Here is a 24,651-nt window from a genome sequence, read left to right on the forward strand (position 1 = left end):
AGTATATCTCATTTCAGCATTGAGATATATAAGCTGCTGAAATTACAAATATAGTTAATTACGTTTATATACAGTAGCGTTCCAAAGCTTTTCTTGATATCCGTTCAATAAAATATCTAAATCATGCATAATACGATGTATTTCTACAAGTGTAGTTGCTCTTCTTTCTTCACGAGCTTGTTTCGTGTAAGCAACAATATTTTGGAAGTCTTTTTGTAAAGCCCCTTCAACTGCCGGTGTGTACTGCAAGAATTGTTCTTCAATTTGTTTTAAAGCAGCATCATGCTCAGTCCATAAAGAAGAGGAAGGGGTCCAGTTTTTATATTGATCATAGCAGACCAACTTGTTTAGCAATTCATGCTGTTCGTGAATTGATTTGTAAATAGCTGCAGTTTGTGCATCTTTTGGAGGTTCTGGAGGTGATGTAACTTGTTTAGATATATTCATTTTCGTCATCATATAATAAGACCCAGAGCCAATCAGAACTACTGTTACAAAGATAATACATGAAATAATTGTTGACTTTTTCATAAAATTGTTAATCTCTCCTTTTGAATAAATAATACTATATATTATAATTAGAGAAGAAAAAGAAATTACCTTTTTCCTATATTAAAAATTTACCTATAATGTATAGACAACTACTCGTGTATATATTATGATGAAAATAGGCAAATAGGTAATAATACAAGTAGTATTATATGGGAAAGGACGATGGAAATGAAAACGCAAGTTGTCATCAATGCCAAAATTTATACAGGTCATGAAGTGCTAGAAAACGGTTTTATTCGTTACACAGATCAAATTCAAGAACTGGGATTGATGGCTCAGTATGTACCAAAAGAAAATGAAGAGATTCATGATATAAAAGGGAATCTTGTAATTCCAGGAATGATTGATATTCATATTCACGGTGGATACAATATTGATGCAATGGATGCAAATAGCGACGGATTAGTAACTCTCGGCAAACAGATGTTACAAGAAGGAGTTACAACTTTTTTTCCAACAACAATGACACAGTCTCCTGAAGCAATTGAAGCGGCTCTAAGTGCTGCAAAAAAAGCGAAGGGAAAAGGTGCGCATTTTGAATATATTCATTTAGAAGGCCCGTACGTTTCAAAAAAACGTGCAGGTGCACAGCCGCTTGAGTACATTGTTCCTGCAAATATTGAACAATTTAAACAATGGCAAGAAGCAAGCGGAAATTTAATTAAACTGGTAACATATGCTCCTGAAGAAGAAGGTGCGCGTGAGTTTGAACAATACCTCGCGGAAACTGGGGTTATCGGTACGATCGGACATACAGATGCAACTGATGAGCAATTAACAGGTAGAAATATTACACATGCAACTCACCTTTATAATCAAATGCGTGGTTTGCATCATCGTGAGCCGGGTGTAGTTGGTCATGTGTTATTAAACCCAGATGTAATGGTTGAAGTGATTACAGATGGTATTCATATTCATCCGGATATGGTGAAATTGGCATATAAATTAAAAGGACCTAAAAAAGTGAGTGTCATTACAGATGCGATGCGTGCAAAAGGATTAGCAGATGGATTATATGAACTTGGTGGACAACCGGTTATTGTAAAAAATGGCAGTGCGCGATTAGAAGATGGCACATTAGCAGGCAGCATTTTAACGATGGATCAAGCGTTTCGTAACGTGATTGCGTTTACTGGATGTTCTGTTGAAGAAGCAGTTCTTATGACATCAATTAATCAAGCTGAAGAATTTGGATTAGTAAATAAGGGTGCTTTAGAAACAGGAAAAAATGCGGATTTTGTTATTATGTCTAAAGATTTATATGTACAAGATACAGTTCGATTAGGAGCTCATATGAAAGAGGGGAAATAAATGAATATCGTTGTTGTAAAAACTCCAGAAGCATTAGCGGAAGCAGGTTATAAATTAATTGAACAAATTGTAAAATCAAAAGAAAGTCCAGTGCTAGGAATGGCTACAGGAAGCTCTCCATTGGGAATTTACGCATTAATGAGAAAAAATAAACTTGATACAAGCTGTGTAACCACTGTAAACTTAGATGAGTACGTAAATTTACCACATGAAGACAAAAACAGCTATCATTACTTTATGCAAGAACAGTTGTTTGATCATCTTCCATTTAAAGAAACTTATGTACCAAATGGAATGGCAGGCGATTTACAAGAGGAATGTAAACGTTATGAAAGCATTATTGATGCCAATCCAGTTGATTTGCAAATTCTTGGAATCGGTGAAAACGGTCACATCGGATTTAATGAGCCGGGAACACCATTTGATTCTGTAACTAACATTGTTGAGTTAACAGAATCTACCCGTCAAGCAAACCGTCGTTTCTTCGAAAAAGAAGAAGATGTGCCAACTCATGCAATTACAATGGGAATCGGTAGCATTATGAAAGCGAAACAAATTTTACTTGTTGTTTCTGGCTTGAAAAAAGCAGAAGCGATTAAGGAAATGCTACAAGGGAACGTAAACGAAGGTTGTCCGGCTACAGTTTTACAACGTCATCCAAATGTAACCGTAATCGCAGATCAAGAAGCTCTATCTTTATGCAGTGAGGCGATTGCTGATGAACATCGACAAGTATTCACCATTTCCGATCTATTATCAGATTCAAGAGTGGGTGAAGCAACTAATTGAAGACGGTGAATGGAAGCCGGGAGATAAAATTCCATCTGAAAATGAATTATGTGATAAGTTTGAAGTAAGTCGAATGACAATCAGACAGGCAATTAATAATTTAGTTGAACAAGGATATTTATATCGAAAGCGTGGAATTGGAACTTTTGTACAACTTCCGAAAGTTGAACAAAAGTTACAAGGCATGACTGGATTTACGGAGGATATGCTCTCTCGTGGAATGAAACCTAGTAGTGCGCTATTAAGCTTTCAACTTGTTCCGGCTACTGCTAAAGTAGCAGACAGGCTTAGAATTCAAGAGGGAGAATCAGTTTACGAAGTGAGACGTATTCGCTTAGCTGACGAGGAACCAATTGCGTTTGAGACAACGTATTTGTCACCATCTCTTGTAAAAGATATTAATGAAGAAATTTTGCAGCAATCATTGTATGAGCACTTAGAAAAAAAACTAGGCTTTAAGCTAGTTCGTGCTACGCAATCTATTGAAGCATCTATTGCAACGGATGAAGAGGCTGCGCATCTTCATATTCCGAAGAAAGCACCTGTGCTTGTAATGAGACAATGGTCGTATGCAGAAGGTGAGTTGCCGCTGGAATACGTAAAGTGTATTTACAGAGGAGATCGTTATAAGTTTATTACAAATATTTCACGCAATAAGTAAAACATAATGTTTTATGTAGTGAAATAAAGTGAAACTTCCACCAATGGGGCATCCCGCACTAATGGAAAGCTCTCACCAATCGGGCTTTTATTGCCCGCAAATAGCGGGATAAAAATACGACTCATCCTTATAAGGAGTGAGTCGTATTTTTATATCCTTCATTATTATAATGAAGAACATATTCAATCGCATCTTTAACAGAAGGAACAGTATGAGTTGCGTGTTGTCTGACTTCATCATCTGCACCTGCCATCGCAAAGCTATGAGGTGTTAAAGCAAACATTGGGATATCATTGTAGGAATCACCAATACAAGCTATTTCGTTAGGCTGAATGTTAAATTCCTCTAATAAGACAGAAATAGCAGAACCTTTACTAATGTTAGGTGGCATAACATCTAAACACTGCTCGGCAGAAATAAAGGTGCTTACTTTCCCTTTAAAGTTTTCATCAATTTTCTTTTGAAGAGTAACTAAATCTTCTTTGGTACCCCCAACTGAAATTTTATTTGGGAAAATTGTTTTATCGATTTTTTTGAGTAAATTTGGTTCTGCAACGGAAGTCATTTTTACTTGCTTTTCGAGCTCGTGAATAAACGGTGTTTTTTCCTCAATATAATAATTATATTCATCACTTACATAACGAAAGAATGGTTCTTTATTTGTTATAGACAACAGCTCTGGTAAAATAGTAGAATCAAATGTTGCTGATAACAATTGTTTATTTTCGTGTGTATATACAAATACACCATTCACACTAATACGATGAAAGTTCATGTCAACTTTGTCCATTAACTCGGCAATTTCATTATCAAGTCTTCCAGAAGCGAAACAAAGGATTATATTTTGATCAGCAAGGCTACGCAGTGCATCTATATCTTGTTCATCGATTACACCTCCGTGTTGCATCATTGTGCCATCAATATCGCTTATGAACATTTTAATCATGGTGTTGCTCCTTTCTACTAGACATATATCTTTACATTATACGCATCTCATACAATCATGTCTAAAAAACGACATTTTCAAAATGGTAGATGTTTTACATTGACGAAAAATAAGGTTGTTCTGTAACATGAAAGAAGACCTTTTTACGCGCAAGGGTGGTGTTGTATGAATAATTGTCTCGAAATTAAAAAAGTTTTAAATAATAATGTTATTATTGCTGCCCATCCAGAACATGAAGAAGTAGTTGTCATTGGAAAGGGAATTGGGTTTGGCAAAAAAGCAAAAGAAATGTTACAAGTAGAACAGATTGAAAAAATGTTTGTGTTAACAAATGAACGTGAGCGTGAACAATATAAACTTCTTGTTCCGCATGTGAGCGAGAAGTTAATAGAATTAATGAATGATCTTATGTTTTATATTCAAGATCGAGTAGATACACCGTTAAATGAGCATATTCATATTGCTTTAACGGATCATATTGCTTTTGCAATTAAGCGATTAAAGCAAGGATTTACAGTAGACAATCCATTTTTAGTGGAAACGAAAGTACTGTATCCAAATGAATATAAAATTGCAGAGGAAGTTGTAGAATTAATTAACTCTCGCTTAAATATCCATCTTCCAGAAGGCGAGATTGGATTTATCGCATTGCATATTTATAGCTCTATTACAAACTCTGAGGTGTCTTCTATTAATCAAAATTCTAGATTGATTGCTCATCTCATCTCTTTAATTGAAGAAAATTTACAGATCGTGTTAGACAAAGAGAGCATTTATTATTTACGTCTTGTTCGGCATTTGCAATATACGATTGAACGTGTGAAAAATGGTGAACAAGTGGAAGAATCACAACATTTTGCAGACCTTTTAAAAGCTGAATTTCCAGAGTGCTATAATTTGGCATGGAAACTTGTTAAAGTAATGCAAAATCAATTGCAACTGCCTGTGTATGAAGCAGAATCGATTTATTTAACGATGCACTTACAGCGTTTAGTGAAGGTAGAAGAAATGTAGAAATTGTTTGATTTTGTCGAAAATGTAAACGTTAAAAAAAGTTGTTGAATCGCTTACATGACTTATGTATAATAATCTTACAGAAAGTTATTATTTTCGACAAATGTTGCACATCGATAAACGGAAACGTTTGCGTGAATTGAATATCGCACTTATTTCATTACGATTCGACACGTGTTACTGATTCGATCAGGCATGAGTGAAGAAGAGGTTGGAATGGTAGCTGTTGAAAGGGACATACTACTCCTTGATAGCTATTTTCTACCTTTTTTTAACTCATGCCTTTTTGCATTTGCCGAAAGTAAAAATAAAAAAGAAAGGGAGGAAGAATCCAAATGTTTAAAAAGATTTTTGGTGTTCTTCAAAAAGTCGGAAAAGCATTGATGCTTCCAGTTGCTATCCTTCCGGCGGCAGGTATTTTACTTGGATTTGGTAATGCGTTTCAAAATCCACAGTTAACAAATTTAATCCCTGCTTTAAAAGCAGACTGGTTTGTTCTAGTTGCAAAAATTATGGAACAATCTGGTGATATTATTTTCGCAAACCTTGCATTATTATTCGCAGTAGGGGTTGCCATCGGGTTATCAAACGGAGACGGAGTAGCTGGATTAGCAGCCTTCGTTGGATATTTAATTATGAATAAAACGATGAGCGTCTTCCTAGGAGTAGATAAATTTGTCACAATTGTAAGTGATAAAGTTCCAGTTAAAACTGGTTTTACAGATCCATCTTATGCAAATGTATTAGGCATTCCAACGCTTCAAACAGGAGTGTTTGGTGGTATTATTGTCGGGATATTAGCGGCATATTGCTATAACAAATACTACAACATCGAATTGCCATCATATTTAGGATTCTTTGCTGGTAAGCGTTTCGTACCAATTGCAACAGCAACATTCTCTGTACTTTTAGGGATTGTAATGTGCTTTGTTTGGCCACCAATTCAAGGTGCTTTAAATACGTTTTCACATCAAATGATTGATGCAAATAAAACGTTAGCAGCATTTATGTTTGGTTTGATTGAGCGGTCTTTAATTCCGTTCGGGCTGCATCATATTTTCTATGCGCCGTTCTGGTTTGAGTTCGGTTCATATACAAATGCAGCAGGTGACGTTATCCACGGTGACCAAAAGATTTTCATGGCACAATTAAAAGATGGTGTCACATTAACAGCTGGTACATTTACAACAGGTAAATATCCGTTCATGATGTTCGGACTTCCAGCAGCAGCATTAGCAATGTATCATGAAGCACGTCCGGAAAACAAAAAAATGGCAGCTGGTATTTTAGGGTCTGCTGCGTTAACATCTTTCTTAACAGGTATTACAGAACCGATTGAGTTCTCATTCTTATTCGTAGCACCTGTACTATTTGGAATACATGCAGTATTTGCTGGTTTATCATTTATGACTATGCAACTTTTAAACGTTAAAATCGGGATGACATTCTCCGGTGGTTTAATTGACTTTATGTTATTTGGTGTCTTACCAGGCCGTACGGCATGGTGGTGGGTAATTATTGTTGGTCTTGCATTAGCAGTGATTTACTACTTCGGATTCCGCTTTGCAATTCGCAAATGGGATTTAAAAACACCAGGTCGTGAAGTAGTAGAAGAGGTTGAAGGAGCAGGAAAAGTAGAAGCAGGCGAGCTTCCAGGTGAAATTTTAGTAGCGTTTGGCGGAAAAGAAAACATCGCTTCTTTAGATGCTTGTATTACACGTTTACGCGTTCAAGTAAAAGATCAAAAAGATGTAAATAAAGATCGTTTAAAAGAGCTTGGAGCAGCAGGTGTTCTTGAGGTTGGTAACAATATTCAAGCGATCTTTGGTCCAAAATCTGATACGTTAAAATCACAAATTCAAGATATTATGGCAGGTCGTGCAGTGCATGTTCCAAAAGAAGCGCCTGCAAAAGTAGAAGAGCCTGTACAAAAAGCAGATGTAAATGAAGTAATTGCGATTCCGATTGAAGGTAAAATTTTACCGATTACAGAAGTGCCAGATCAAGTGTTTTCCGGAAAAATGATGGGGGATGGATTTGCGATTGAACCAACGGAAGGTACAGTAGTCTCTCCGGTAAATGGTGAAATTGTGAACGTATTCCCAACAAAACATGCAATCGGTATTCAATCAGAAGGCGGAAAAGAAATTTTAATTCACTTCGGTATTGATACGGTGAAATTGAATGGAGAAGGCTTTGAAGCGCTAGTTTCTCAAGGTGATAAAGTAACGCAAGGCCAGCCTTTATTAAAAGTAGATATAGCATTTGTAAAAGAAAATGCGCCTTCTATTATTACGCCAATTGTTTTCACAAACTTACAAGAAGGACAAAAAGTTGAAATTAAAAAGCAAGATAATGTCCAAAAAGGTGAAACAAACGTTATTGAAATTCAGTAAAATTTAGACGCAAATTGTTTACAATTATAATAGGCGATGTAGTTGACCAGGCATCGCCTATTATATACAATAGAAAGTGTAGTACTCACGTCTATACAACTTAAAATATACTGTAGTTTAAAGGAGATAGATCATTATGGAAAAAATCTTTAAAGTAACTAGCGACTCAGGAATTCATGCTCGTCCAGCAACTTTACTTGTAAACACAGCAAGCAAATTTGGTGCTGATATTAACTTAGAATATAACGGCAAAACTGTAAACTTAAAATCAATCATGGGTGTTATGTCTTTAGGTATTCAACAAGGCGCAGAAATCAAAATCACTGCAAATGGTGATGATGCAGCTCAAGCGGTAGCAGCTATCGAAGAAACTATGAAAAACGAAGGATTAGGAGAATAATGACTCTTAACATTAAAGGGATCGCCGCGTCAAGTGGTATTGCAATTGCAAAGGCGTTCCGTCTAGAAAATCCTGAATTTAATATTGCAAAGAAATCGATTACGGATGAAGCTGCGGAAATCGCACGCTTAGAAGCTGCGCTTGAGAAATCAAAGTCTGAATTAGAAGCAATTAAAAATCATGCTTTTGCTGAGCTTGGAGCTGATAAAGCGGCTATCTTTGAAGCACATTTACTAGTATTAAATGATCCAGAACTAGTAAACCCAGTAAAAGATAAAGTGAAAAACGAAAAAGCAAACGCTGAATTTGCGATGGATGAAGTTGCATCAATGTTTATTACTATGTTTGAGAGCATGGATAATGAATACATGAAAGAACGTGCAGCAGATATTCGCGACGTGACAAAGCGTGTTATTGCACACTTACTTGGAATTAACTTCTCAAACCCAAGTACAATCTCCGAAGAAGTAATCATCATTGCAGAAGATTTAACACCGTCTGATACAGCACAATTAAATCGTAAATATGCAAAAGGTTTCACAACTGATATTGGTGGACGTACGTCTCACTCTGCAATTATGGCTCGTTCAATGGAAATCCCAGCTGTTGTTGGGACAAAAGTTGTGATGGAGCAAATTCAAAACGGTGATATCGTAATCATCGACGGTTTAGATGGAGAAGTAATTGTAAACCCATCTGAAGAGACTCTTCGTGTTTATGAAGAAAAGAAAGCACAATTTGAAGAGCAAAAAGCAGAATGGGCAAAATTAAAGAATGAAGCAACAGTTACGGCAGATGGTCATCACGTTGAGCTTGTAGCAAACATCGGTACACCAAAAGATGTAAAAGGTATTATTGACAACGGTGGAGAAGGCGTTGGTCTATATCGTACAGAATTCTTGTACATGGGCCGTGACAACCTTCCAACAGAAGAAGAGCAATTTGAAGCATACAAAGCTGTTCTTGAAGGTGTAGGAGAAGGTCAGCCGGTTGTTGTTCGTACACTTGACATTGGTGGCGATAAAGAGCTTCCATACTTACATTTACCAAAAGAAATGAACCCGTTCTTAGGCTACCGTGCAATTCGCTTATGCTTAGAAGAACAAGATATCTTCCGTACACAACTTCGTGCATTACTTCGTGCGAGTGTATACGGTAATTTAAAAATTATGTTCCCGATGATTGCAACTCTTGATGAATTCCGTCAAGCAAAGGCAATTTTATTAGAAGAAAAAGAAAGACTTGTGCAAGCTGGTACAGTGGTTTCTGATAGCATTGAAGTTGGTATGATGGTAGAAATCCCAGCTTCTGCGGTGTTAGCTGATCAGTTTGCAAAAGAAGTAGATTTCTTCTCTATCGGAACAAATGATTTAATTCAATACACAATGGCAGCAGATCGTATGAATGAACGCGTTTCTTACCTATACCAACCATATAACCCAGCAATTTTACGTCTTGTAAAAATGGTGATTGATGCAGCTCATAAAGAAGGGAAATGGGCTGGTATGTGCGGTGAAATGGCAGGAGATGCTCTAGCAATTCCGTTATTAGTTGGATTAGGATTAGATGAGTTTAGCATGAGTGCAACATCTATTCTTCCAGCAAGAACACAAATTCGTAAGCTTTCAAAAGTGCAAATGGAAGAGTTAGCACAAAAAGCTTTAAATATGTCAACTGCTGAAGAAGTAGTAGAACTTGTAAAAAGCATTTAATGAAAAAACCTGAGCTGAATGAAATCGGTCTCAGGTTTTTTCATATAATAAACATTTTTTTGTAAATCTTTTAGTTGATCCTAATTGTTTCGAACCAATCGGGCTTTTACGGGCAGTTGTCCCCCACCTATCTTCTTCGTTTTCTCTGAATCTTGAGGTGGGGATCTTACTGCCCGTTAATGCGGGATAAATAAAACCAGGAAAGCAATAGCTTTCCTGGAGGTAATGACTTCTATTAGAAAACGATAGCTACAACATCTTCTGGGCAAACACGTAATAAACCACCTGTTGTTCCTACACCTGTAGTAGCTCCTGAGAAAAGTGCTACCCCATTTGAGAAGCCTTCAAATACAACGTCGGTAAAAGTACCGTTATCTCTAATTGTTAATAGAGCAATTCTAGTACCGATTGCAAGATTTCTAAGAACGTTGCAAAAACGATTTCTATGACCAGTACGGTGGCTGTCGCATCTAAAGCTACGGCGGTCGCTACGGAAACGGCGGTCGCTACGGGAACGGCGGTCGCTGCGTACACCGCTACGGCAGCCATCAAATCCAAAACATCCGAACATAATTCTCACCCCCTTCACATTAATAAGATATGCTCAAGGTACATGCTTTGTTTGGACACAGTGAAGAATTTTTTTAAGATTTTTTCCTGTTTTTTAGGAAAAGAATAAATGTTTTAGGTAGAATGTTGTTATTCTTCTTATAACATATGAGAAGAGGGAAATGAGAGTTTGGACAATAAGCGGATATGTATAGAAAAAAGACTGCCTCTTTTTAATAAAGACAGTCTTTATATTTTTTTGCTTTTATATAAAACAATGATATATACAGGAAGTGCTAATAGTAGTGGTGCAACGGAACGACCAGCATGCTGACCAATTTCGGACTGAAGCGCTGTTTCTTTTGAAAACTGTAGCATCGCAATATTTGTCATATCTCCAACAAAGTATAGAAGTAGTACTGTGACTAGATAGCACAATATTGCGATAAAGCTTCCAGATAAATTCAACGAAAATCCCTCACTTGTTATCAATTTGTTACTATTGTATCATAATTGTAACAAAAAAGCATCTTTAGAGTACAGTCTGCTATTCCTAGGTAGTAATCCCCTCTTAATATTTAGAGAGAAGTGAAGAAGATAGATGGAGAATAACTGTTGTCACGTGCCTGATTGGTGAGAGCTTTCCATTAGTGAGGAATGAAAAAAAACCTCCACTAATGGAGGTTTCATTTTATTTTGCCCATTCTGTTACTTGTTCTACGCTCATGCGTGGTGCTGGGTGACCTGCTAATGTAGATTCACCAATTGTAATTAACATAATTGGAAGGTAGCGAGAAGACACGTTAAACTCTTCCATTAATGCTTGCGGGTTAAAACCTCCAATTGCACATGTGTCCCAACCAGTTGCTTTTGCTGCAAGCATAAGTTGCATTGCTGCTAAAGATGCATTAGAGAACGCAGCATCACGTGGGTATTGTTCACGTTGGTATGCACCTTCAATGTTTTGTGCCAAACGATTTTTTGCTTCTTCTTGCATAAGTCCTTGTTCTACAAGTGGACCGTATACAGCATCAACATTTTTATATGCTTCTAAGTCACCTAATATAGCGACAACTGCAGATGCATCAAGAATTTGTTGTTGATTATATGCAATTGGATGTAAGCGGCGTTGTACTTCTTCTCCTTGGAATACAAGGAATTTCCAGTGTTGTAAATTCCATGCTGATGGTGCTTGGCCAGCAGCTTTTAAAATATCATATAATTCTTCTTTTGAAATTTCTTTTTCAGGGTTGAAAGCACGATTAGATGTGCGTTCGTATAAAACAGTAAAGAAATCTTGCTGTGTCATTATAATTCCTCCAAGCTTTGTTTCTATTTGTAAATGAATCAAATATAAAAATGTTCTTAACTTACATTTTGTAAGTTGATACTGTAAAAGGATATAATATATACAGTTCTATTGTCAAGTGTTTTAAAAAGATATGAATAAAAGAAGATATTCGCACAAACGTCTCACTTATTGTTGTCATACAATAAAAAGATGATACAGGGCTTCAAGAGGTTTATATAATGTGAAACTGCCATGTCATGGTTTGTTGAACAAATCAAGTTCTTATAAATGATGAAAGGTGACCCTTAATTGTAAGAATGGGATAAATGAAGTGAGTGAAAGCCTAGTGGTGAACATTCTGCATTTTTTATTGGAACATACAGTTTTTCAAAATGTATTACAGGATCTCGATGTGAATGTATTGTATATTGAAGAAGGTCATAACGAGCAACATACAGTTGCAACGTTAAAGCCAAAGTGCTTGTTTTTGGCACATAGTTTTAAGGAAGGGAAAATATTGTTTGAAAAAGTTCAACCACAAATCGTAATTATATATATTTCTCATTCTTCTCAAGTCGAATTTGTAAAAGAATTATTTACTTCAAATATTTCTTTTATCATTGTATGGAGTGCACAAGTTACATCTCAGTTTGTTGACCTTATTAAACTTGGGGTACGAAACATTGTGTTACCTCCAATTACGCCTCAATCTATACTTGCTGAAGTGCAAAAGAGTGTGTATGAGTTGTCATTGTTAAAACAAGTCATATTACAACAAGAGTTACTTCAAATGATATTCGATTTTCAGAATGATTTGTTGTTTATTGTAGAAGATGATGAAATTATAGATTGCAATACAAATTTTTTACGTTTCTTCGGATATGAAGATCTTATGTCATATCATGAGCATCACATGACATTTGCTGAACATTTTGCAGAGGAGAATGGGTATTATATTGCAGAAAATGATACAATGTGGATTGATGATTGCTTAACGAAATCAAGAAAAATCAAAATGTATAATGAGGCTGAAGAAGCAACTGTGTTTTTGTTACGTATTGCTCCTTTGCCGGATGATGTAACGAGATTCATCGTTACATGTACAGATATTACAGAGTTAGAAGAAGAGTATAAAGAACAAGAACGCTTAGCAACAATTGATTCCTTAACAAATATTTATAATCGGTTGAAATTTCAAAGACTATTTTCACAAGGTTGGGAAACTGCTATACGAATGAGCCAATCATTTGCTCTTATTTTATTTGACCTTGATGATTTCAAAAAAGTAAATGACACATATGGTCATGATTTTGGAGATTTAGCATTGGTACAACTAGCGGAACTTGTGACAGCAAAATTACAGCCGCATCATGTTTTTGCACGGTGGAGCGAAGAAGAATTTATTATTTTTTTGTCTCATACAACAGAAAAAGAAGCATTTCAAATTGCGGAATCACTTCGATTTTTTATCGAAACAAAAAAATTTTCTGGAATTTCAAATATCACAGCAAGCTTTGGTGTTGCTGCATACGAAAATGGAATTACGAAAGAAATATTGAGGCATCGAGCGGATGTTGCATTATATGAAGCGAAGAACAAGGGGAAAAATCAAGTGTGCTTATATAGAAAAGAAAAAATGTAACATGTTTTCGCAACAAATTGTTGCGATTTTTTTTTATTGTCGGATAATGGTGAAGGGAGGAACAATTATTTAAGATGCGATGGAGGATTTTTAGAAATGAAGACGTTATGGAGTGCAATTATTTTTTTTCTTTCTATTATATTAGTTGGGAGCTATTTCTTTTTTAAAGTACCTGCTAAAAAAGAAGCAAAGTCAATAAAAACAATACCCTCTACTGGTACAATAAAAGAAAGAGAAAAAGAAATTGATTATACGGCTGTTGCACAAAAACTAGAACAATATTTAAAAGATAAACAATTTAATGGCTCAGTTCTCGTGTCATATCAAGGCCGTACAATATTAGATAAAGGGTATGGCTATGCGGATGTACAAAAACAAATTGAAAATACGCCGCAAACAAAATATCGAATTGGTTCTATTACAAAAACGACAATTGCGGTGTCGGTTCTACAGTTGCAAGAACAAGGAAAAATAAATATACAGGATAACGTGAATAAATATATTCCTTCTTTTCCTGCTAATAAAAATATTACGTTGTACCATTTATTAACGCATACATCGGGACTCCCTGATCATGGAAAAGGGAAAGTCAATGCGGCATCACGTCTTAGTTTAGTGACATGGATTGGACAACAGTCAACTGCTTTTCAACCTGGAAGTGGCTGGTTATATTCAGATTATAATTATATGTTGCTAGCTTATATTCTAGAAAAAAACTCGGGACAATCTGTAGCACAATACGTTACAGATCATATCTTTATTCCTGCGGGAATGACAGAGTCAGGTATGGGAGAGACACCAGCAGGAGATGTGAATTTTTCAAAAGGATATAAAAAGAAAGAGAATGAACTTGTGCTAGCGCCTAAATTAGCAATGAATTGGTTATATGGGTGCGGAGAGATGTATACAACGGTGCATGATATGAAAAAGTTAGATGAAGCAATTATGACAGGTAAGCTTATCTCTGCTGAAAGCTTAAAATTAATGCTAACACCATCTTCAGAAAAAAAATATGCATTTAGCTTATATATATATCCAGATTATTATCATAATCATGGTGTACTTTCGGGATGGAATACATTTAACAATTTTAATTGGGATAAACAATTATTTGTAATTGAATTCTCAAATGTGCAAAATGGAATTGATGATGAGTTTAATAATGAATTTCGTAAACTTGTGAGTGATTTATTAGAGAAAAGGGGATGAGAAGATGAAGCAGATATTGCCACCAGCTTCTATTGGTTTTGTTGGTACAGGTGTTATGGGAAAAAGTATGGTGCGTCATTTATTAAAAGCTGGTTATACTGTTTATGTATATAATCGTACAAAAGAAAAAACAGCAGCTTTGATTGAAGAAGGTGCGTACTGGTGTGATTCTCCTAAGAAAATTGCAAGAACAGTAGATGTTGTAATGACTATGGTTGGTTATCCACATGATGTGGAAGAAGTATACTTTGGTGCAGAGGGGATTCTTACTCATGCCAAGCGAGGGACGATTACGATTGACTTTACAACATCAACACCAACTCTTGCGAAACGTATTTATGAAGAAGGGAAGAGCAAGGGAATTCATGTATTAGATGCCCCCGTATCGGGCGGAGATATCGGAGCAAAAGAAGGAAGCCTTGCGATTATGATCGGTGGGGATGAAGAAGTATATGAAGCATGCTTTCCGTTATTTGAATTGTTAGGCAAAAACATTATATTGCAAGGAAATGCAGGTAGTGGCCAACATACAAAAATGTGCAACCAAATTGCGATTGCATCTAATATGCTTGGTGTATGTGAAGCACTTGCTTATGCAAAAAAGGCAGGTTTACATCCAGAAAAAGTGTTACAAAGTATTTCTACTGGTGCAGCAGGTAGCTGGTCATTAAGTAATTTAGCACCGCGCATGTTACAAGGTGATTTTGAACCAGGATTTTACGTGAAACATTTTATTAAGGATATGAAAATTGCGTTGGCAGAAGCAGAACAACTTGGGTTATCTGCGCCTGGCTTAGCTCTTGCGCGAGAATTATATGAACAATTGATGCAAGACGGTGAAGAAAATAGCGGAACACAGGCATTATATAAACGATACATAAAGGAGTGAGTGTATGGGTTTAGAGAAATTTGATAATATCATTGATACGGTACAGCGCGCAGAAACAATTTATATTAATGATAAGCAACTGGCTGCGTTTAAAAAGAAGTATAGTTTTGAACCGGTATTTGAATATGGTAGAGATGAAACAGGTCGTTATGTCATTCGAACAACGAAAGAAATGCTAGAAGAGATGGAATTTTATTTAGCGTTAAAGTACGAACGTGATCTCATTGATTTATATATGAATGCAGAAGTAGACGGGAAATTTTATGTTTCGGTTAGTTATGGAGAGGATGCACTTCATTTACAGGAGCTATTTCAATTTTTAGAAGAAAATAAATAAAAAAGTCCTCATATGAGGACTTTTTTATTTAGGAAAGGCCTGTTGCTCGGCGTGCTTTTTCAATTGGAAAGGGAATGACTTCAGCCACTCTAGTTCGAGTAAATCGTTTTGTGCGAGAATGACGTAATATATATAGTGCAAACAGTAAACAAACAGGAATTGCACCATATAAACCAAAAAATAAAGCGCTTACAGAAGATGCGACAAAACCAATCATACCAACTTCTAATTCCTCCATAATAGCTCCCACAACAGCAGGTATAGACCCGCAAACGACACCGAAAAGAATGGCTAAAATTAACTCCATGTATTCCCTTCCTCCTTTTTACAATTTCACTTGTTTTTTCTATTATTTGTATTATAACACATTTTAAACAGAATATTCAGAAAAAGTTCACAAAATGTTCATAAAATTGTAAAAAATTATTCAACAAAAAATGCAGGTTTATCTCATATAAAATGAGATAAACCTGCCCATAGGAGGATGTATATATGTAGAGTGAATAAAAGGAAGGAAAAGGGGTACCAATTCCTTTTATCCAACAGACTACCTTAATAAATAGGAACCCAACCTTCAGTTGTCACAAAAATACGAATTGCTACAACTTGACGATCGTTTTGAAGGGTAAAATAATGTCTTATGTTTTCAGGAACCGAGATTAGATCTCCTGGTTCAAGTTCGACATCAAAGAAACGCCCATCTTTTCCTTGGATGGCAAAAATGCCATGTCCGCTGACAATAAAGCGAACTTCATCATCGGTATGATGGTGTTCTTGCTTAAAGTTTACTAACAATTCATCTAAATTCGGTGTTGCGTGAGAAAGTGAGATAACATCGCTTGCTTGATAGCCGCGGCGTCTAGAAACATCAGCAACTGCTTCTGCGAACACTTCTAAAATTTCTTTCTTATTTTCATCAGTTAATGCATAGTTTTCTTGTAAATGAGCAGGAAGCTTTGTAATATCCCATTTCTCATACAAAACACCTTCATTTTGTAAAAATTGTTGTACTTCTATTTCTTTTTCAATGCGAGTATTAATTTCATGAATACGAATTTGCGCCATATTGAACGCCTCCTTTAATTGATAATAGTTTAATATGAAACTGGAATAGAAACTCATATGCTTCTAATCTCTTTTTTGTATCAAAGCTATCTTTTCCCCATACTGTAATACCGTGATTGCGAATTAAAACAGCTCCTGTATCTTCGTAAATATGATTGCGAAAGCTCTCACCTAATGTTGGGATATGAGCGTAATTTTCAATAATCGGAATACGAATAGAAGCGCCTTCTTCCCAAATATTGAGTGCTTTAATAATTTCTTGATTACAAAGCACAACTTCTTTGTCGTATACGTTTGTAATTACATTATTATCGGTTGTATGGACGTGCAAGACGCATGCAGCGTTTGTATTGTTATAAATATGAGTGTGCAACAATGTTTCTGCAGAAGGGCGTAAATCTGTTTCTAAAACAGGATTTCCATTTTGATCGACTAACAGAAAGTCGTCGGGTGTTGTTTTTGTTTTATCTCTTCCGCTTGCTGTAATGAGAAAGGTAAGAGGATTGTCACTCACTTTTATTGAAATATTACCGCTTGTTGCTGGAAACCAATTCCGGTCCGTTAATTCTTTTTTCAGTTCACTTAGTTCTTGCCATTGACGAAATAACTGTTTCACTTTATCACCTCCAACAATTTCCCTACTTCGTTTTGGATATCATGAAATGTTTCAAAAGGTGTATAAGAAATGTGATGTTCTTTGCATTTTGTAATAAGAAAGTCACGAGCAAACACTTTATCAGCAAGTTTTGCGGCTTGTAAGTCTGTAATAGAATCACCGATTACAATTTTAAAATTACTTTGTGAACTTAAATTGCGAATAATTGTTGATTTACAAAGACCGCATTCATTTTCACAATGTTCATCACATAGATGTGGCCAATTAACTTGAATTGTTTCATGGGAAAAATCAGTTGTATTACAGTAAATTTGCTCAAAATCAACAATTCCTTCGAGAAGAGGATAAACAAAAAAGTCCATTCCTCCTGATATGATATAAAGTGGGATATTGTTCTCTCGTAAAAACTGTACAAATTCTATAAAACCAGTACGAATGACTGCTGTTTCTTTAATGAAAGCTGTAATCTCATTTTGTAAACTTGTAGGTAATAGAGAAAAAAGTTTTCCAACACCTTCTTGAATAGAAAGTTCTTGTGATAAAATTTGTTGTTTAATTGTTTCCGCTTCTGGCGGTGCAAACTTTTCCATAATGGCAACAATATTATCGTTATTTGTAATTGTGCCATCGAAATCGCAAAAAATTTGAATACTCATGCCTTCACCTCTTCAGAAGGATTGCCCCATAAACGCAAGGCGGCTTGTAAATAAGGATCATTAACCTCATGAAGAGGCGTGTTTGTTAGCGTTGCATCGATGGCAGATCGAAACGCTTTTCCGCCTCCCTGTGCGCCGGATGGGTGTCCGTGAATACCGCCACCAGCATTAATGACACATTGCTGACCAAAATCACGAATAAGAAGCGGAACAAGTCCTGGGTGAATGCCAGCAGATGGAACAGGAAAACTTCGTTTAAATGGCTCATTTTCATCTGTAAGTGCTTTTGCTAAAGAAAGTGCCTCTTCTTGTTTTAAAGCGACAGTTCCATAAGGTGATGGGAATAATGAAAAATCTGCGCCTGCATAGCGAAGGAGCTTACCAAGTAATAAGGAAGATGAAAACCCATATAAATCAGATGCTATGTAAGTCCCGCTTACTGCTGGGTGTGCCATGATTGGAATATAAATATCATCGTCCTCTGCCAAAGCTTGTAAAACATCCAGCCCATAAGCAAATGCATTGAAGAGTAATAGATCAGCCCCAGCTGCAACGGCTTGTTTCGCCTTCTCTTTTAAATCATAAGTGCGTCCTGAAAGATTAACAGCATATAACGTCTTATGACCATATGTTTCGTAAATGGACTGTAATACTTCTTTTCCAGCTCGAATACGTTCTGACAGTGGTGTTAACGGATTATCAAATAAAATTTCATCATCTTTTACAATGTCTACACCGCCGCTTGCTTGATCGCGAAGCTGTGTTTTTAAATAACCGATATTACGGCCAATCATTCCTTTAAAAATACTCATGAGAAGAGGGCGCTCGTGGACATTCAAGATGTTTCGTATCCCATCGATACCGAATTTAGGACCTGGGAAGCGCTCTTTTAGATCATCAGAAAATGTCAAATCAATTAATTTAATTTCTCCATCCAGTGATAATTTTCCGAAAACAGTTGTAAAAATCGCAGGTAAGTCATTGCTAAAATTAGCAGATGGATAATGAATTTTAATAAGACCGCGTTTTACTTTTTTATCAAGGTATATATTTATTTTTTCATCGTCTTCTAATTCTTCTACACTAATGACTGAACCTTTATGTTGTTTTAATTGTTCTTGTAGTAAGTGAGGTAAGTGTGTCCACGAACCAACTGTTAAACCGAGAGCAATTTGCTCTGCTTTGTAAATTAAATTGTGAGAATCATCATGAATTAAGTATGTTGCTATTATTCCGCTCATTTTCATAACCTCCTAGTTGAATAAAAAAAACCTCTCAGCTAAGGAGAGGTTTTTTACAACCAGCTCCTTATCTGTCAGCGTAATGCTGCGAGAATTAGCACCGTGCCTACATAAAGTAGATCGGTTGCCGGGTTTCATCGGGCTCGTCCCTCCACCTGCTCTTGATAAGAAGTATTTGGAAATGTTTTAATTTTTTTGATAACTGAATTTTGACAGAGAATTTTTACGTTGTCAATATTTTTTTGAAAATTTTTAATTGATGGATTCTGTGAACTGCTTCTCGAAGGCGTTCTTCTGTATGTAATAAACCAACGCGAATATAACCTTCTCCGTGTTCACCAAATCCGATACCCGGTGCGACGGCAACGTGTGCTTGTGTTAATAGTACATCAGCAAATTGCTCTGACGTATATCCATCTGGAACAGGAAGCCATGCGAAAAAAGAGCCTTTTGGTGCAACTGCATTCCAGCCGATAGAACGACAAGCTGTAATGAAAGCATTTCTTCGAGATTCATAGCGTTCTACTAGTTCATCTACGCAAGTTTGCGGACTTAATAAAGCTTCGCAAGCAGCTTCTTGCACGGCACCAAAAATACTGACGTACATATGATCTTGTAATAAGTTGATCGTTTCGATGACACTTTCATTACCAACGGCAAATGCAATGCGCCATCCTGCCATATTATATGTTTTTGATAACGTATAAATTTCAATGCCAACATCTTTTGCTCCATCAACTTGTAAGAAACTAATTGGCTTTTTAGTATCAAAACCAATGGCACCATACGCGAAATCATGACAAACTAAAATGTCATGTTTGTTTGCAAACGATATAGTTTCCTCGAAGAATTTTGTTGTTGCAATGGCTCCTGTTGGATTGTTCGGATAGTTTAAAAACATTAATTTTGCTTGTTCAGCAGTTTGTTTATCAATCTTTGTATAATCAGGTAAAAAATGATTTTCTGCTAATAATGGCATTGTTGCAAGTTCTGCTTTCGCTAAGGCAACACCTGATAAATAATCTGGATAGCCAGGATCAGGAACGAGAATTGTATCGCCTGGATTTGTAAAACAAAGCGGTAATTCAACTAATCCAGCTTTTCCGCCAAATAAAACAGCTACTTCGGTTTTGGGATTTAACTGTACATCGTATTCACGCTCATAAAACGTAGCGACAGCTTCTTTTAAGCTTTCATGCCCGCGAAATGGCGGATATTTATGATGAATTGGTTGTTCTGCTGCACGCTGTAGCGCTGCTACGATATGCGCTGGCGTTGGCTGATCTGGATTTCCTTGTCCTAAGTTAATAACATCATGACCAGCTTGCACGGCTTTGTTGACTTTTGTGACAAGCGTAGCAAAAAATTGTGTTGGTAGTGATGTTAATACCTCAGAAGGTTGAAAATGTTTCATACTTTCCACCTCTTTTGAAAATTGTTGCAATTATAGTGACAAATGATATAATCTTTTCAACTTTTTGTAAAGGAAAAAAATAAAAGGGAGTAGGGAGAAATCAATGAAAATTGCTTGTATTCAAATGGATATCACTTTTGGTGATGTAGAGAAAAATATAGAACACGCTGAGAAAAAAATAAACGAAGCAATGAAGGAAAAGCCAGATGTTATTGTATTACCAGAGCTATGGACAACAGGTTATGACTTAGGTCGACTTGCTGAAATTGCTGATCCAGATGGGGAATACACGAAACAACTATTATCGAAGTGGAGTAAGCAAAATTGTGTAAATATTGTTGGAGGATCGATTGCTAAGCAAACAGAGAAAGGTGTTACAAATACAATGTATATTAGTAATCGAAGCGGAGAAATTGTGGCTGAATATAGTAAAGTTCATTTGTTTCAACTGATGGATGAGCATAAATATTTAATTGCTGGAAATGAAACTGGGCATTTTCTATTAGAGGATATACCGTGCGCAGGAACAATTTGCTATGATATTCGTTTTCCAGAATGGATACGTGTTCATGCTGCACACGGGTCAACGGTATTATTTGTTGTAGCAGAGTGGCCACTTGTTCGCTTAGCGCATTGGCGGTTATTACTTCAAGCAAGGGCAATTGAAAATCAATGTTATGTTGTAGCGTGCAATCGTGCCGGACGTGATCTAAATAATGTATTTGCAGGGCATTCGCTTATTATTGATCCTTGGGGAGAAGTCGTCAATGAGGCAGATGAAACAGAAATGATTTTGCATGGAACGTTAGATGTAAAGAAGGTTGCTGAAGTTCGTAAAGGGATTCCTGTTTTTTTTGATCGCCGTTCAGAATTGTATAAGTAAAAAAGTATTGACAAGTAATTTTTATTCTTGGTATAGTCAACAACAGAAACTGAAAAATTCAGACAACTATATACTCTTATCAAGAGCAGGTGGAGGGATTTGGCCCGATGAAACCCAGCAACCGACCGTAATACCATTGTGAAATGGGGCGCACAGTTCGCGCCTAGTAAGGCACGGTGCTAATTCCAACAGAAAGAAAAACTTTCTGATAGATAAGAGGGGAGAAGTGAATCTTCAAACCTCTTTCGTCATCGAAAGGGGTTTTTTTATGATGAAAAACCCGAATACATTTAGGGGGAATCAAAATGGGATACAAACAATTAACAGAAGAAACAGCCGTTACATATGCGAAAGAACATGGTTATTTTTCAGAAAAGGCAGTTGTCACTTGTGAAGAAATTGGTGATGGGAATTTAAATTATGTGTTTCGTTTACGTGATGGGAAGAAGGGATTGATTCTTAAGCAAGCTCTTCCATACGCAAAGGTAGTAGGAGAAAGTTGGCCGCTATCTTTACGCCGTGCAACCATTGAAAGTGATGCATTGCAAATTTTTGCAAAATACGTACCAGAGTATGTACCGAAAGTATATGGGCACGATGAAACATTAGCGATTAGTGCTATAGAAGATTTATCAGCTTTAACGATAACGAGAAAAGGATTGATAAACGGGGAAGACTATCCACTATTATCCAAACATATCGGGCGTTTTTTAGCTCATGTTCTTTTTTACACATCCGATTTTGGATTACAAGCAGAAGAAAAAAGAGTGCTAGATAGTCAGTTTGTAAACCCTGATTTATGTAAAATTACAGAGAATCTTGTATTTACTGATCCATTTGCAAACTATGAAACAAATGAGTATGAAGAAGAATTACAAGATGTTGTTGACGAACTTTGGTGTGATAAAAATTTGAAGCTACAAGTAGCGCAGTGTAAGTATAAATTTTTGACGCGAAAAGAAGCATTAATTCACGGTGATTTACATACTGGAAGTATATTTTCATCATCTTCAGAAACGAAAGTGATTGATCCAGAATTTGCGACATTTGGTCCGTTAGGGTTTGATCTAGGTCAATTTATTGCGAATTTATTATTAAATGCACTGTCGCGTGAAGAAAACAAACGCAGCGTATTATTTTATCATATTGAGCAAACATGGAGTGTTTTCGTAGAAACATTTACAAGGTTATGGATGCTCGAAGGCGTAGAACCGTATACGAGAGAAAAGCAATGGCTACCAATTGTACTGAACAATATTTTCATTGATGCAGTTGGATTTGCAGGATGTGAGGTCATTCGCCGTACAATTGGATTAGCGCATGTTGCAGATTTAGATGAGATTTCTCATAAAGAAACACGATTACAAGCAAAAAGGCATGCATTACGGTTAGGAAGAAAATTACTTCTACATAAAACAGAAAATGCAGATGCTCGTTTGTTCCATATATTATTTGATTCTATTGTTTTGGGGAAGGAAGTAAAAGCGTGAGTATAAGCATAGCAGTACCTCGTTCTATTAGTTGGAAGGGAGATTCCATCGCTCTTTTGAATTAAACGAAGTTGCCGACTATTGTTGAATATAAGGCATTAACTACAATTGAAGATGTTTAGAAAAGTATTGTTTTATTAGAGGTGCAAAGGGATTATAAAGTGAAAATCGCAAAGATATTCGGAAAAACAAAAATGATTTAGCTTGTTTTTATTTACCACTTTTTTGGAGTCTCTCTTACTTATAATAAGAAGGGAGGAGAGACTATGGAGGAATGGATATCGGTTATTGGCAATGTTGGCTTTCCAATTGTTGTTACGCTATACTTACTGCATAGAATTGAAAGTAAGTTAGATAGCGTTATTGTCGCGATTGAGAAGTTACCAAAGCAGATGCAAAGATATGAAGCTCCAAAATAAAGTGAAACTTTCATCAGTGTGGGGGACTTCATCCCCCACTGATAGTTAGTTGAATCAACCGGGTTCTTAGGGGCAGTAAGAGCCCCGCCTATCTTCTTCGCTTTCGTGGGGGTCTTACTGCCCAAAAGTAGCGGGATAAAATATGTGATGAAAACGGATTGTGTGGTAAAGGCACAATCCATTTTTGTATATATTTAAATAGAAGAAAAAATTTGCTGAACTTTACTGTGCGGTATAACCACCATCAATGACAACAGCTTGTCCTGTAATGCCTTTTGCTTTCTCACTTGCTAAAAATAAGGCGTAGTCTGAAATTTCCTCCACGCTAAGCAATCTTTTTTGTGGTACAAGCGGGTAAATGACATCCTCTAATACATGTTCAAGCGGGACATCTCTTGTTATCGCTAAATCTTGAAGTTGGTTGCGAACAAGAGGCGTATCAACGTAGCCGGGACAAAGTGCATTTACTGTAATATTACACTCGGCACCTTCTAATGCTGCTACTTTTGTGAGCCCAATTACCCCGTGTTTGGCACTGTTATATGCAGATTTGCCAGCAAAACCAACAAGACCATTAATAGAAGCTATATTAATGATGCGTCCGTATTTTTGTTTTTTCATAATAGGAAAAGCATGTTTTATCGCAACAAACGGTGCAATTTGCATAATCTTAATAAGCATTTCAAATTTTTCAGTTGGAAAATCTTCAATTGGAGAAACATATTGCATACCTGCGTTATTAATTAATATATCAAGTGAACCAAAACGTGCAACTGTTTCAGAAATAGCTTGTATAATCTCTTGTTCTACTGTCACATCACATTGCATTCCAAATACTTTATATCCTTCGTTCTGTAATTGTTTCGCCGCCTCTTGTGCCTTGTTCTCTAAACGATCTGTAATCATTACAGTTGCGCCTTCTTTTGCAAAGGCTTTTCCCATTTCGTATCCAATTCCGCTTGCGGCACCTGTTAAAAATACAACGCGATTTATAAACATTTTTTATTCCATCCCTTTCATGAATATAGTTAACTCTATTGCTCTATTTAGAGAAATAAGGATGGAAATCCTGCAATCTTTTGGAAAAAATGCTTAAGCTATCTTGTAAAGCAAAATACTGTTTGTTATACTACTTGGTAAAGCAAGATACTTATACTTATCTATCTTGT

26 protein-coding genes and 2 riboswitches are annotated in these 24,651 nt (G+C 36.3%); of the genes, 14 read left to right on the forward strand and 12 right to left on the reverse strand.

What is annotated here, in order from left to right; translation table 11 throughout:
* Positions 1 to 54: 54 nt before the first annotated feature.
* Positions 55 to 531 (reverse strand): hypothetical protein, encoded by a 477-nt coding sequence (locus ACTDJC_RS03510; RefSeq protein ID WP_440602659.1) that lies wholly within the window; start codon positions 529 to 531, stop codon positions 55 to 57.
* 189 nt (positions 532 to 720) lie between these two features.
* On the opposite strand from ACTDJC_RS03510, the gene nagA reads away from it, so the two are divergent.
* Genes nagA through phnF form a run of 3 tightly spaced genes read left to right on the forward strand, consistent with a single transcriptional unit; the run spans position 721 to position 3,313 of the window.
* Positions 721 to 1,863, forward strand: a complete 1,143-nt coding sequence (gene nagA, locus ACTDJC_RS03515; RefSeq protein WP_440602777.1) for an N-acetylglucosamine-6-phosphate deacetylase — start codon at positions 721 to 723, stop codon at positions 1,861 to 1,863.
* Positions 1,864 to 2,652 carry a glucosamine-6-phosphate deaminase gene (locus ACTDJC_RS03520; RefSeq protein ID WP_440602660.1) on the forward strand — a complete coding sequence of 263 codons (789 nt, stop codon included), beginning with the start codon at positions 1,864 to 1,866 and terminating at the stop codon, positions 2,650 to 2,652.
* Positions 2,582 to 3,313, forward strand: coding sequence for a phosphonate metabolism transcriptional regulator PhnF (gene phnF, locus ACTDJC_RS03525; RefSeq protein ID WP_098310503.1), 732 nt, complete (start codon positions 2,582 to 2,584; stop codon positions 3,311 to 3,313). Before ACTDJC_RS03520 ends, phnF begins: the two co-directional genes overlap by 71 nt.
* Before the next feature lie 127 nt (positions 3,314 to 3,440).
* Here phnF and ACTDJC_RS03530 read toward each other — a convergent pair whose 3' ends face one another.
* The gene (locus ACTDJC_RS03530) at positions 3,441 to 4,259 is read right to left on the reverse strand and encodes an HAD family hydrolase (protein WP_440602661.1); all 819 of its coding nucleotides are present in this window, start codon (positions 4,257 to 4,259) and stop codon (positions 3,441 to 3,443) included.
* A gap of 165 nt (positions 4,260 to 4,424) precedes the next feature.
* Between ACTDJC_RS03530 and glcT the strand changes: the two genes are divergently transcribed.
* From glcT to ptsP, 4 genes are all read left to right on the forward strand, one after another.
* Positions 4,425 to 5,273 carry a glucose PTS transporter transcription antiterminator GlcT gene (glcT, locus tag ACTDJC_RS03535; RefSeq protein WP_440602662.1) on the forward strand — a complete coding sequence of 283 codons (849 nt, stop codon included), beginning with the start codon at positions 4,425 to 4,427 and terminating at the stop codon, positions 5,271 to 5,273.
* Between the two features lie 335 nt (positions 5,274 to 5,608).
* The gene (gene ptsG, locus ACTDJC_RS03540) at positions 5,609 to 7,669 is read left to right on the forward strand and encodes a glucose-specific PTS transporter subunit IIBC (RefSeq protein ID WP_440602663.1); all 2,061 of its coding nucleotides are present in this window, start codon (positions 5,609 to 5,611) and stop codon (positions 7,667 to 7,669) included.
* A gap of 136 nt (positions 7,670 to 7,805) precedes the next feature.
* On the forward strand, positions 7,806 to 8,069 hold the full coding sequence (gene ptsH / locus ACTDJC_RS03545) for a phosphocarrier protein HPr (protein WP_020059386.1): 264 nt from the start codon (positions 7,806 to 7,808) through the stop codon (positions 8,067 to 8,069).
* Entirely contained in the window at positions 8,069 to 9,781 is a 1,713-nt protein-coding gene (ptsP, locus tag ACTDJC_RS03550; protein WP_098310507.1) for a phosphoenolpyruvate--protein phosphotransferase, read from the forward strand. The genes ptsH and ptsP overlap by 1 nt, the downstream gene beginning before the upstream one ends.
* Positions 9,782 to 10,016: 235 nt before the next feature.
* Here ptsP and ACTDJC_RS03555 read toward each other — a convergent pair whose 3' ends face one another.
* The 3 genes from ACTDJC_RS03555 to ACTDJC_RS03565 all read right to left on the reverse strand — a co-directional run bounded on the left by ACTDJC_RS03555 (position 10,017) and on the right by ACTDJC_RS03565 (position 11,639).
* The gene (locus tag ACTDJC_RS03555) at positions 10,017 to 10,352 is read right to left on the reverse strand and encodes a DUF3915 family protein (protein ID WP_440602664.1); all 336 of its coding nucleotides are present in this window, start codon (positions 10,350 to 10,352) and stop codon (positions 10,017 to 10,019) included.
* A gap of 227 nt (positions 10,353 to 10,579) precedes the next feature.
* Entirely contained in the window at positions 10,580 to 10,798 is a 219-nt protein-coding gene (locus ACTDJC_RS03560) for a hypothetical protein (RefSeq protein WP_253630315.1), read from the reverse strand.
* A 223-nt stretch (positions 10,799 to 11,021) separates the two neighbouring features.
* Entirely contained in the window at positions 11,022 to 11,639 is a 618-nt protein-coding gene (locus ACTDJC_RS03565; RefSeq protein WP_440602665.1) for a nitroreductase family protein, read from the reverse strand.
* A gap of 331 nt (positions 11,640 to 11,970) precedes the next feature.
* Between ACTDJC_RS03565 and ACTDJC_RS03570 the strand changes: the two genes are divergently transcribed.
* The 4 genes from ACTDJC_RS03570 to ACTDJC_RS03585 all read left to right on the forward strand — a co-directional run bounded on the left by ACTDJC_RS03570 (position 11,971) and on the right by ACTDJC_RS03585 (position 15,698).
* A complete protein-coding gene (locus ACTDJC_RS03570; RefSeq protein ID WP_440602778.1) occupies positions 11,971 to 13,263 on the forward strand; it encodes a sensor domain-containing diguanylate cyclase in 1,293 nt (430 codons plus the stop codon).
* Positions 13,264 to 13,359: 96 nt separating this feature from the next.
* Positions 13,360 to 14,472, forward strand: a complete 1,113-nt coding sequence (locus ACTDJC_RS03575; protein ID WP_440602666.1) for a serine hydrolase domain-containing protein — start codon at positions 13,360 to 13,362, stop codon at positions 14,470 to 14,472.
* A 4-nt stretch (positions 14,473 to 14,476) separates the two neighbouring features.
* Complete coding sequence (locus ACTDJC_RS03580; RefSeq protein ID WP_440602667.1) at positions 14,477 to 15,361, forward strand: NAD(P)-dependent oxidoreductase; 885 nt, start codon at positions 14,477 to 14,479, stop codon at positions 15,359 to 15,361.
* A gap of 4 nt (positions 15,362 to 15,365) precedes the next feature.
* Complete coding sequence (locus tag ACTDJC_RS03585; protein ID WP_429708879.1) at positions 15,366 to 15,698, forward strand: DUF3909 family protein; 333 nt, start codon at positions 15,366 to 15,368, stop codon at positions 15,696 to 15,698.
* Positions 15,699 to 15,726: 28 nt separating this feature from the next.
* On the opposite strand, the gene ACTDJC_RS03590 is transcribed toward ACTDJC_RS03585, so the two are convergent.
* From ACTDJC_RS03590 to ACTDJC_RS03615, 6 genes are all read right to left on the reverse strand, one after another.
* Complete coding sequence (locus ACTDJC_RS03590; RefSeq protein ID WP_440602668.1) at positions 15,727 to 16,005, reverse strand: hypothetical protein; 279 nt, start codon at positions 16,003 to 16,005, stop codon at positions 15,727 to 15,729.
* Between the two features lie 245 nt (positions 16,006 to 16,250).
* Entirely contained in the window at positions 16,251 to 16,763 is a 513-nt protein-coding gene (locus ACTDJC_RS03595) for a cupin domain-containing protein (RefSeq protein WP_440602669.1), read from the reverse strand.
* Positions 16,741 to 17,379, reverse strand: coding sequence for a methylthioribulose 1-phosphate dehydratase (locus ACTDJC_RS03600; RefSeq protein ID WP_440602670.1), 639 nt, complete (start codon positions 17,377 to 17,379; stop codon positions 16,741 to 16,743). The genes ACTDJC_RS03595 and ACTDJC_RS03600 overlap by 23 nt, the downstream gene beginning before the upstream one ends.
* Positions 17,376 to 18,035 carry a 2-hydroxy-3-keto-5-methylthiopentenyl-1-phosphate phosphatase gene (locus tag ACTDJC_RS03605; RefSeq protein WP_440602671.1) on the reverse strand — a complete coding sequence of 220 codons (660 nt, stop codon included), beginning with the start codon at positions 18,033 to 18,035 and terminating at the stop codon, positions 17,376 to 17,378. Before ACTDJC_RS03605 ends, ACTDJC_RS03600 begins: the two co-directional genes overlap by 4 nt.
* Positions 18,032 to 19,276 carry a 2,3-diketo-5-methylthiopentyl-1-phosphate enolase gene (gene mtnW / locus ACTDJC_RS03610; protein WP_440602672.1) on the reverse strand — a complete coding sequence of 415 codons (1,245 nt, stop codon included), beginning with the start codon at positions 19,274 to 19,276 and terminating at the stop codon, positions 18,032 to 18,034. The genes ACTDJC_RS03605 and mtnW overlap by 4 nt, the downstream gene beginning before the upstream one ends.
* A gap of 64 nt (positions 19,277 to 19,340) precedes the next feature.
* A riboswitch (SAM riboswitch) is annotated at positions 19,341 to 19,447 on the reverse strand.
* 52 nt (positions 19,448 to 19,499) lie between these two features.
* A complete protein-coding gene (locus tag ACTDJC_RS03615; protein ID WP_440602673.1) occupies positions 19,500 to 20,690 on the reverse strand; it encodes a pyridoxal phosphate-dependent aminotransferase in 1,191 nt (396 codons plus the stop codon).
* A 103-nt stretch (positions 20,691 to 20,793) separates the two neighbouring features.
* Here ACTDJC_RS03615 and ACTDJC_RS03620 point away from each other — a divergent pair, with 103 nt between their 5' ends.
* From ACTDJC_RS03620 to ACTDJC_RS03630, 3 genes are all read left to right on the forward strand, one after another.
* Complete coding sequence (locus tag ACTDJC_RS03620) at positions 20,794 to 21,573, forward strand: carbon-nitrogen family hydrolase (protein WP_440602674.1); 780 nt, start codon at positions 20,794 to 20,796, stop codon at positions 21,571 to 21,573.
* Between the two features lie 73 nt (positions 21,574 to 21,646).
* Positions 21,647 to 21,792: riboswitch (SAM riboswitch) on the forward strand.
* A gap of 86 nt (positions 21,793 to 21,878) precedes the next feature.
* Positions 21,879 to 23,063, forward strand: a complete 1,185-nt coding sequence (mtnK, locus tag ACTDJC_RS03625) for an S-methyl-5-thioribose kinase (RefSeq protein WP_440602675.1) — start codon at positions 21,879 to 21,881, stop codon at positions 23,061 to 23,063.
* Positions 23,064 to 23,329: 266 nt separating this feature from the next.
* The gene (locus ACTDJC_RS03630; RefSeq protein WP_098310521.1) at positions 23,330 to 23,482 is read left to right on the forward strand and encodes a YvrJ family protein; all 153 of its coding nucleotides are present in this window, start codon (positions 23,330 to 23,332) and stop codon (positions 23,480 to 23,482) included.
* 222 nt (positions 23,483 to 23,704) lie between these two features.
* Here the strand turns inward: ACTDJC_RS03630 and ACTDJC_RS03635 are convergent, their stop codons facing one another.
* Positions 23,705 to 24,481, reverse strand: coding sequence for a 3-hydroxybutyrate dehydrogenase (locus tag ACTDJC_RS03635; protein ID WP_440602676.1), 777 nt, complete (start codon positions 24,479 to 24,481; stop codon positions 23,705 to 23,707).
* Between the last annotated feature and the right edge of the window lie 170 nt (positions 24,482 to 24,651).

It is taken from the genome of Bacillus sp. GB_SG_008 (assembly GCF_052038115.1).
Lineage (GTDB): Bacteria > Bacillota > Bacilli > Bacillales > Bacillaceae_G > Bacillus_A > Bacillus_A rhizoplanae.

Coding starts and splice junctions, on each gene's coding strand:
- ACTDJC_RS03565 (WP_440602665.1), bottom strand. CDS start 11,639: ATGACACAGCAAGATTTCTTTACTGTTTTATACGAACGCACATCTAAT.
- ACTDJC_RS03585 (WP_429708879.1), top strand. CDS start 15,366: ATGGGTTTAGAGAAATTTGATAATATCATTGATACGGTACAGCGCGCA.
- phnF (WP_098310503.1), top strand. CDS start 2,582: ATGAACATCGACAAGTATTCACCATTTCCGATCTATTATCAGATTCAA.
- ACTDJC_RS03590 (WP_440602668.1), bottom strand. CDS start 16,005: ATGGAGTTAATTTTAGCCATTCTTTTCGGTGTCGTTTGCGGGTCTATA.
- ACTDJC_RS03615 (WP_440602673.1), bottom strand. CDS start 20,690: ATGAAACATTTTCAACCTTCTGAGGTATTAACATCACTACCAACACAA.
- ACTDJC_RS03575 (WP_440602666.1), top strand. CDS start 13,360: ATGAAGACGTTATGGAGTGCAATTATTTTTTTTCTTTCTATTATATTA.
- ptsG (WP_440602663.1), top strand. CDS start 5,609: ATGTTTAAAAAGATTTTTGGTGTTCTTCAAAAAGTCGGAAAAGCATTG.
- ACTDJC_RS03620 (WP_440602674.1), top strand. CDS start 20,794: ATGAAAATTGCTTGTATTCAAATGGATATCACTTTTGGTGATGTAGAG.
- nagA (WP_440602777.1), top strand. CDS start 721: ATGAAAACGCAAGTTGTCATCAATGCCAAAATTTATACAGGTCATGAA.
- ACTDJC_RS03530 (WP_440602661.1), bottom strand. CDS start 4,259: ATGATTAAAATGTTCATAAGCGATATTGATGGCACAATGATGCAACAC.
- ACTDJC_RS03630 (WP_098310521.1), top strand. CDS start 23,330: ATGGAGGAATGGATATCGGTTATTGGCAATGTTGGCTTTCCAATTGTT.
- ACTDJC_RS03580 (WP_440602667.1), top strand. CDS start 14,477: ATGAAGCAGATATTGCCACCAGCTTCTATTGGTTTTGTTGGTACAGGT.
- ACTDJC_RS03635 (WP_440602676.1), bottom strand. CDS start 24,481: ATGTTTATAAATCGCGTTGTATTTTTAACAGGTGCCGCAAGCGGAATT.
- ptsP (WP_098310507.1), top strand. CDS start 8,069: ATGACTCTTAACATTAAAGGGATCGCCGCGTCAAGTGGTATTGCAATT.
- ptsH (WP_020059386.1), top strand. CDS start 7,806: ATGGAAAAAATCTTTAAAGTAACTAGCGACTCAGGAATTCATGCTCGT.
- glcT (WP_440602662.1), top strand. CDS start 4,425: ATGAATAATTGTCTCGAAATTAAAAAAGTTTTAAATAATAATGTTATT.
- ACTDJC_RS03555 (WP_440602664.1), bottom strand. CDS start 10,352: ATGTTCGGATGTTTTGGATTTGATGGCTGCCGTAGCGGTGTACGCAGC.
- ACTDJC_RS03595 (WP_440602669.1), bottom strand. CDS start 16,763: ATGGCGCAAATTCGTATTCATGAAATTAATACTCGCATTGAAAAAGAA.
- ACTDJC_RS03520 (WP_440602660.1), top strand. CDS start 1,864: ATGAATATCGTTGTTGTAAAAACTCCAGAAGCATTAGCGGAAGCAGGT.
- mtnW (WP_440602672.1), bottom strand. CDS start 19,276: ATGAGCGGAATAATAGCAACATACTTAATTCATGATGATTCTCACAAT.
- ACTDJC_RS03605 (WP_440602671.1), bottom strand. CDS start 18,035: ATGAGTATTCAAATTTTTTGCGATTTCGATGGCACAATTACAAATAAC.
- mtnK (WP_440602675.1), top strand. CDS start 21,879: ATGGGATACAAACAATTAACAGAAGAAACAGCCGTTACATATGCGAAA.
- ACTDJC_RS03510 (WP_440602659.1), bottom strand. CDS start 531: ATGAAAAAGTCAACAATTATTTCATGTATTATCTTTGTAACAGTAGTT.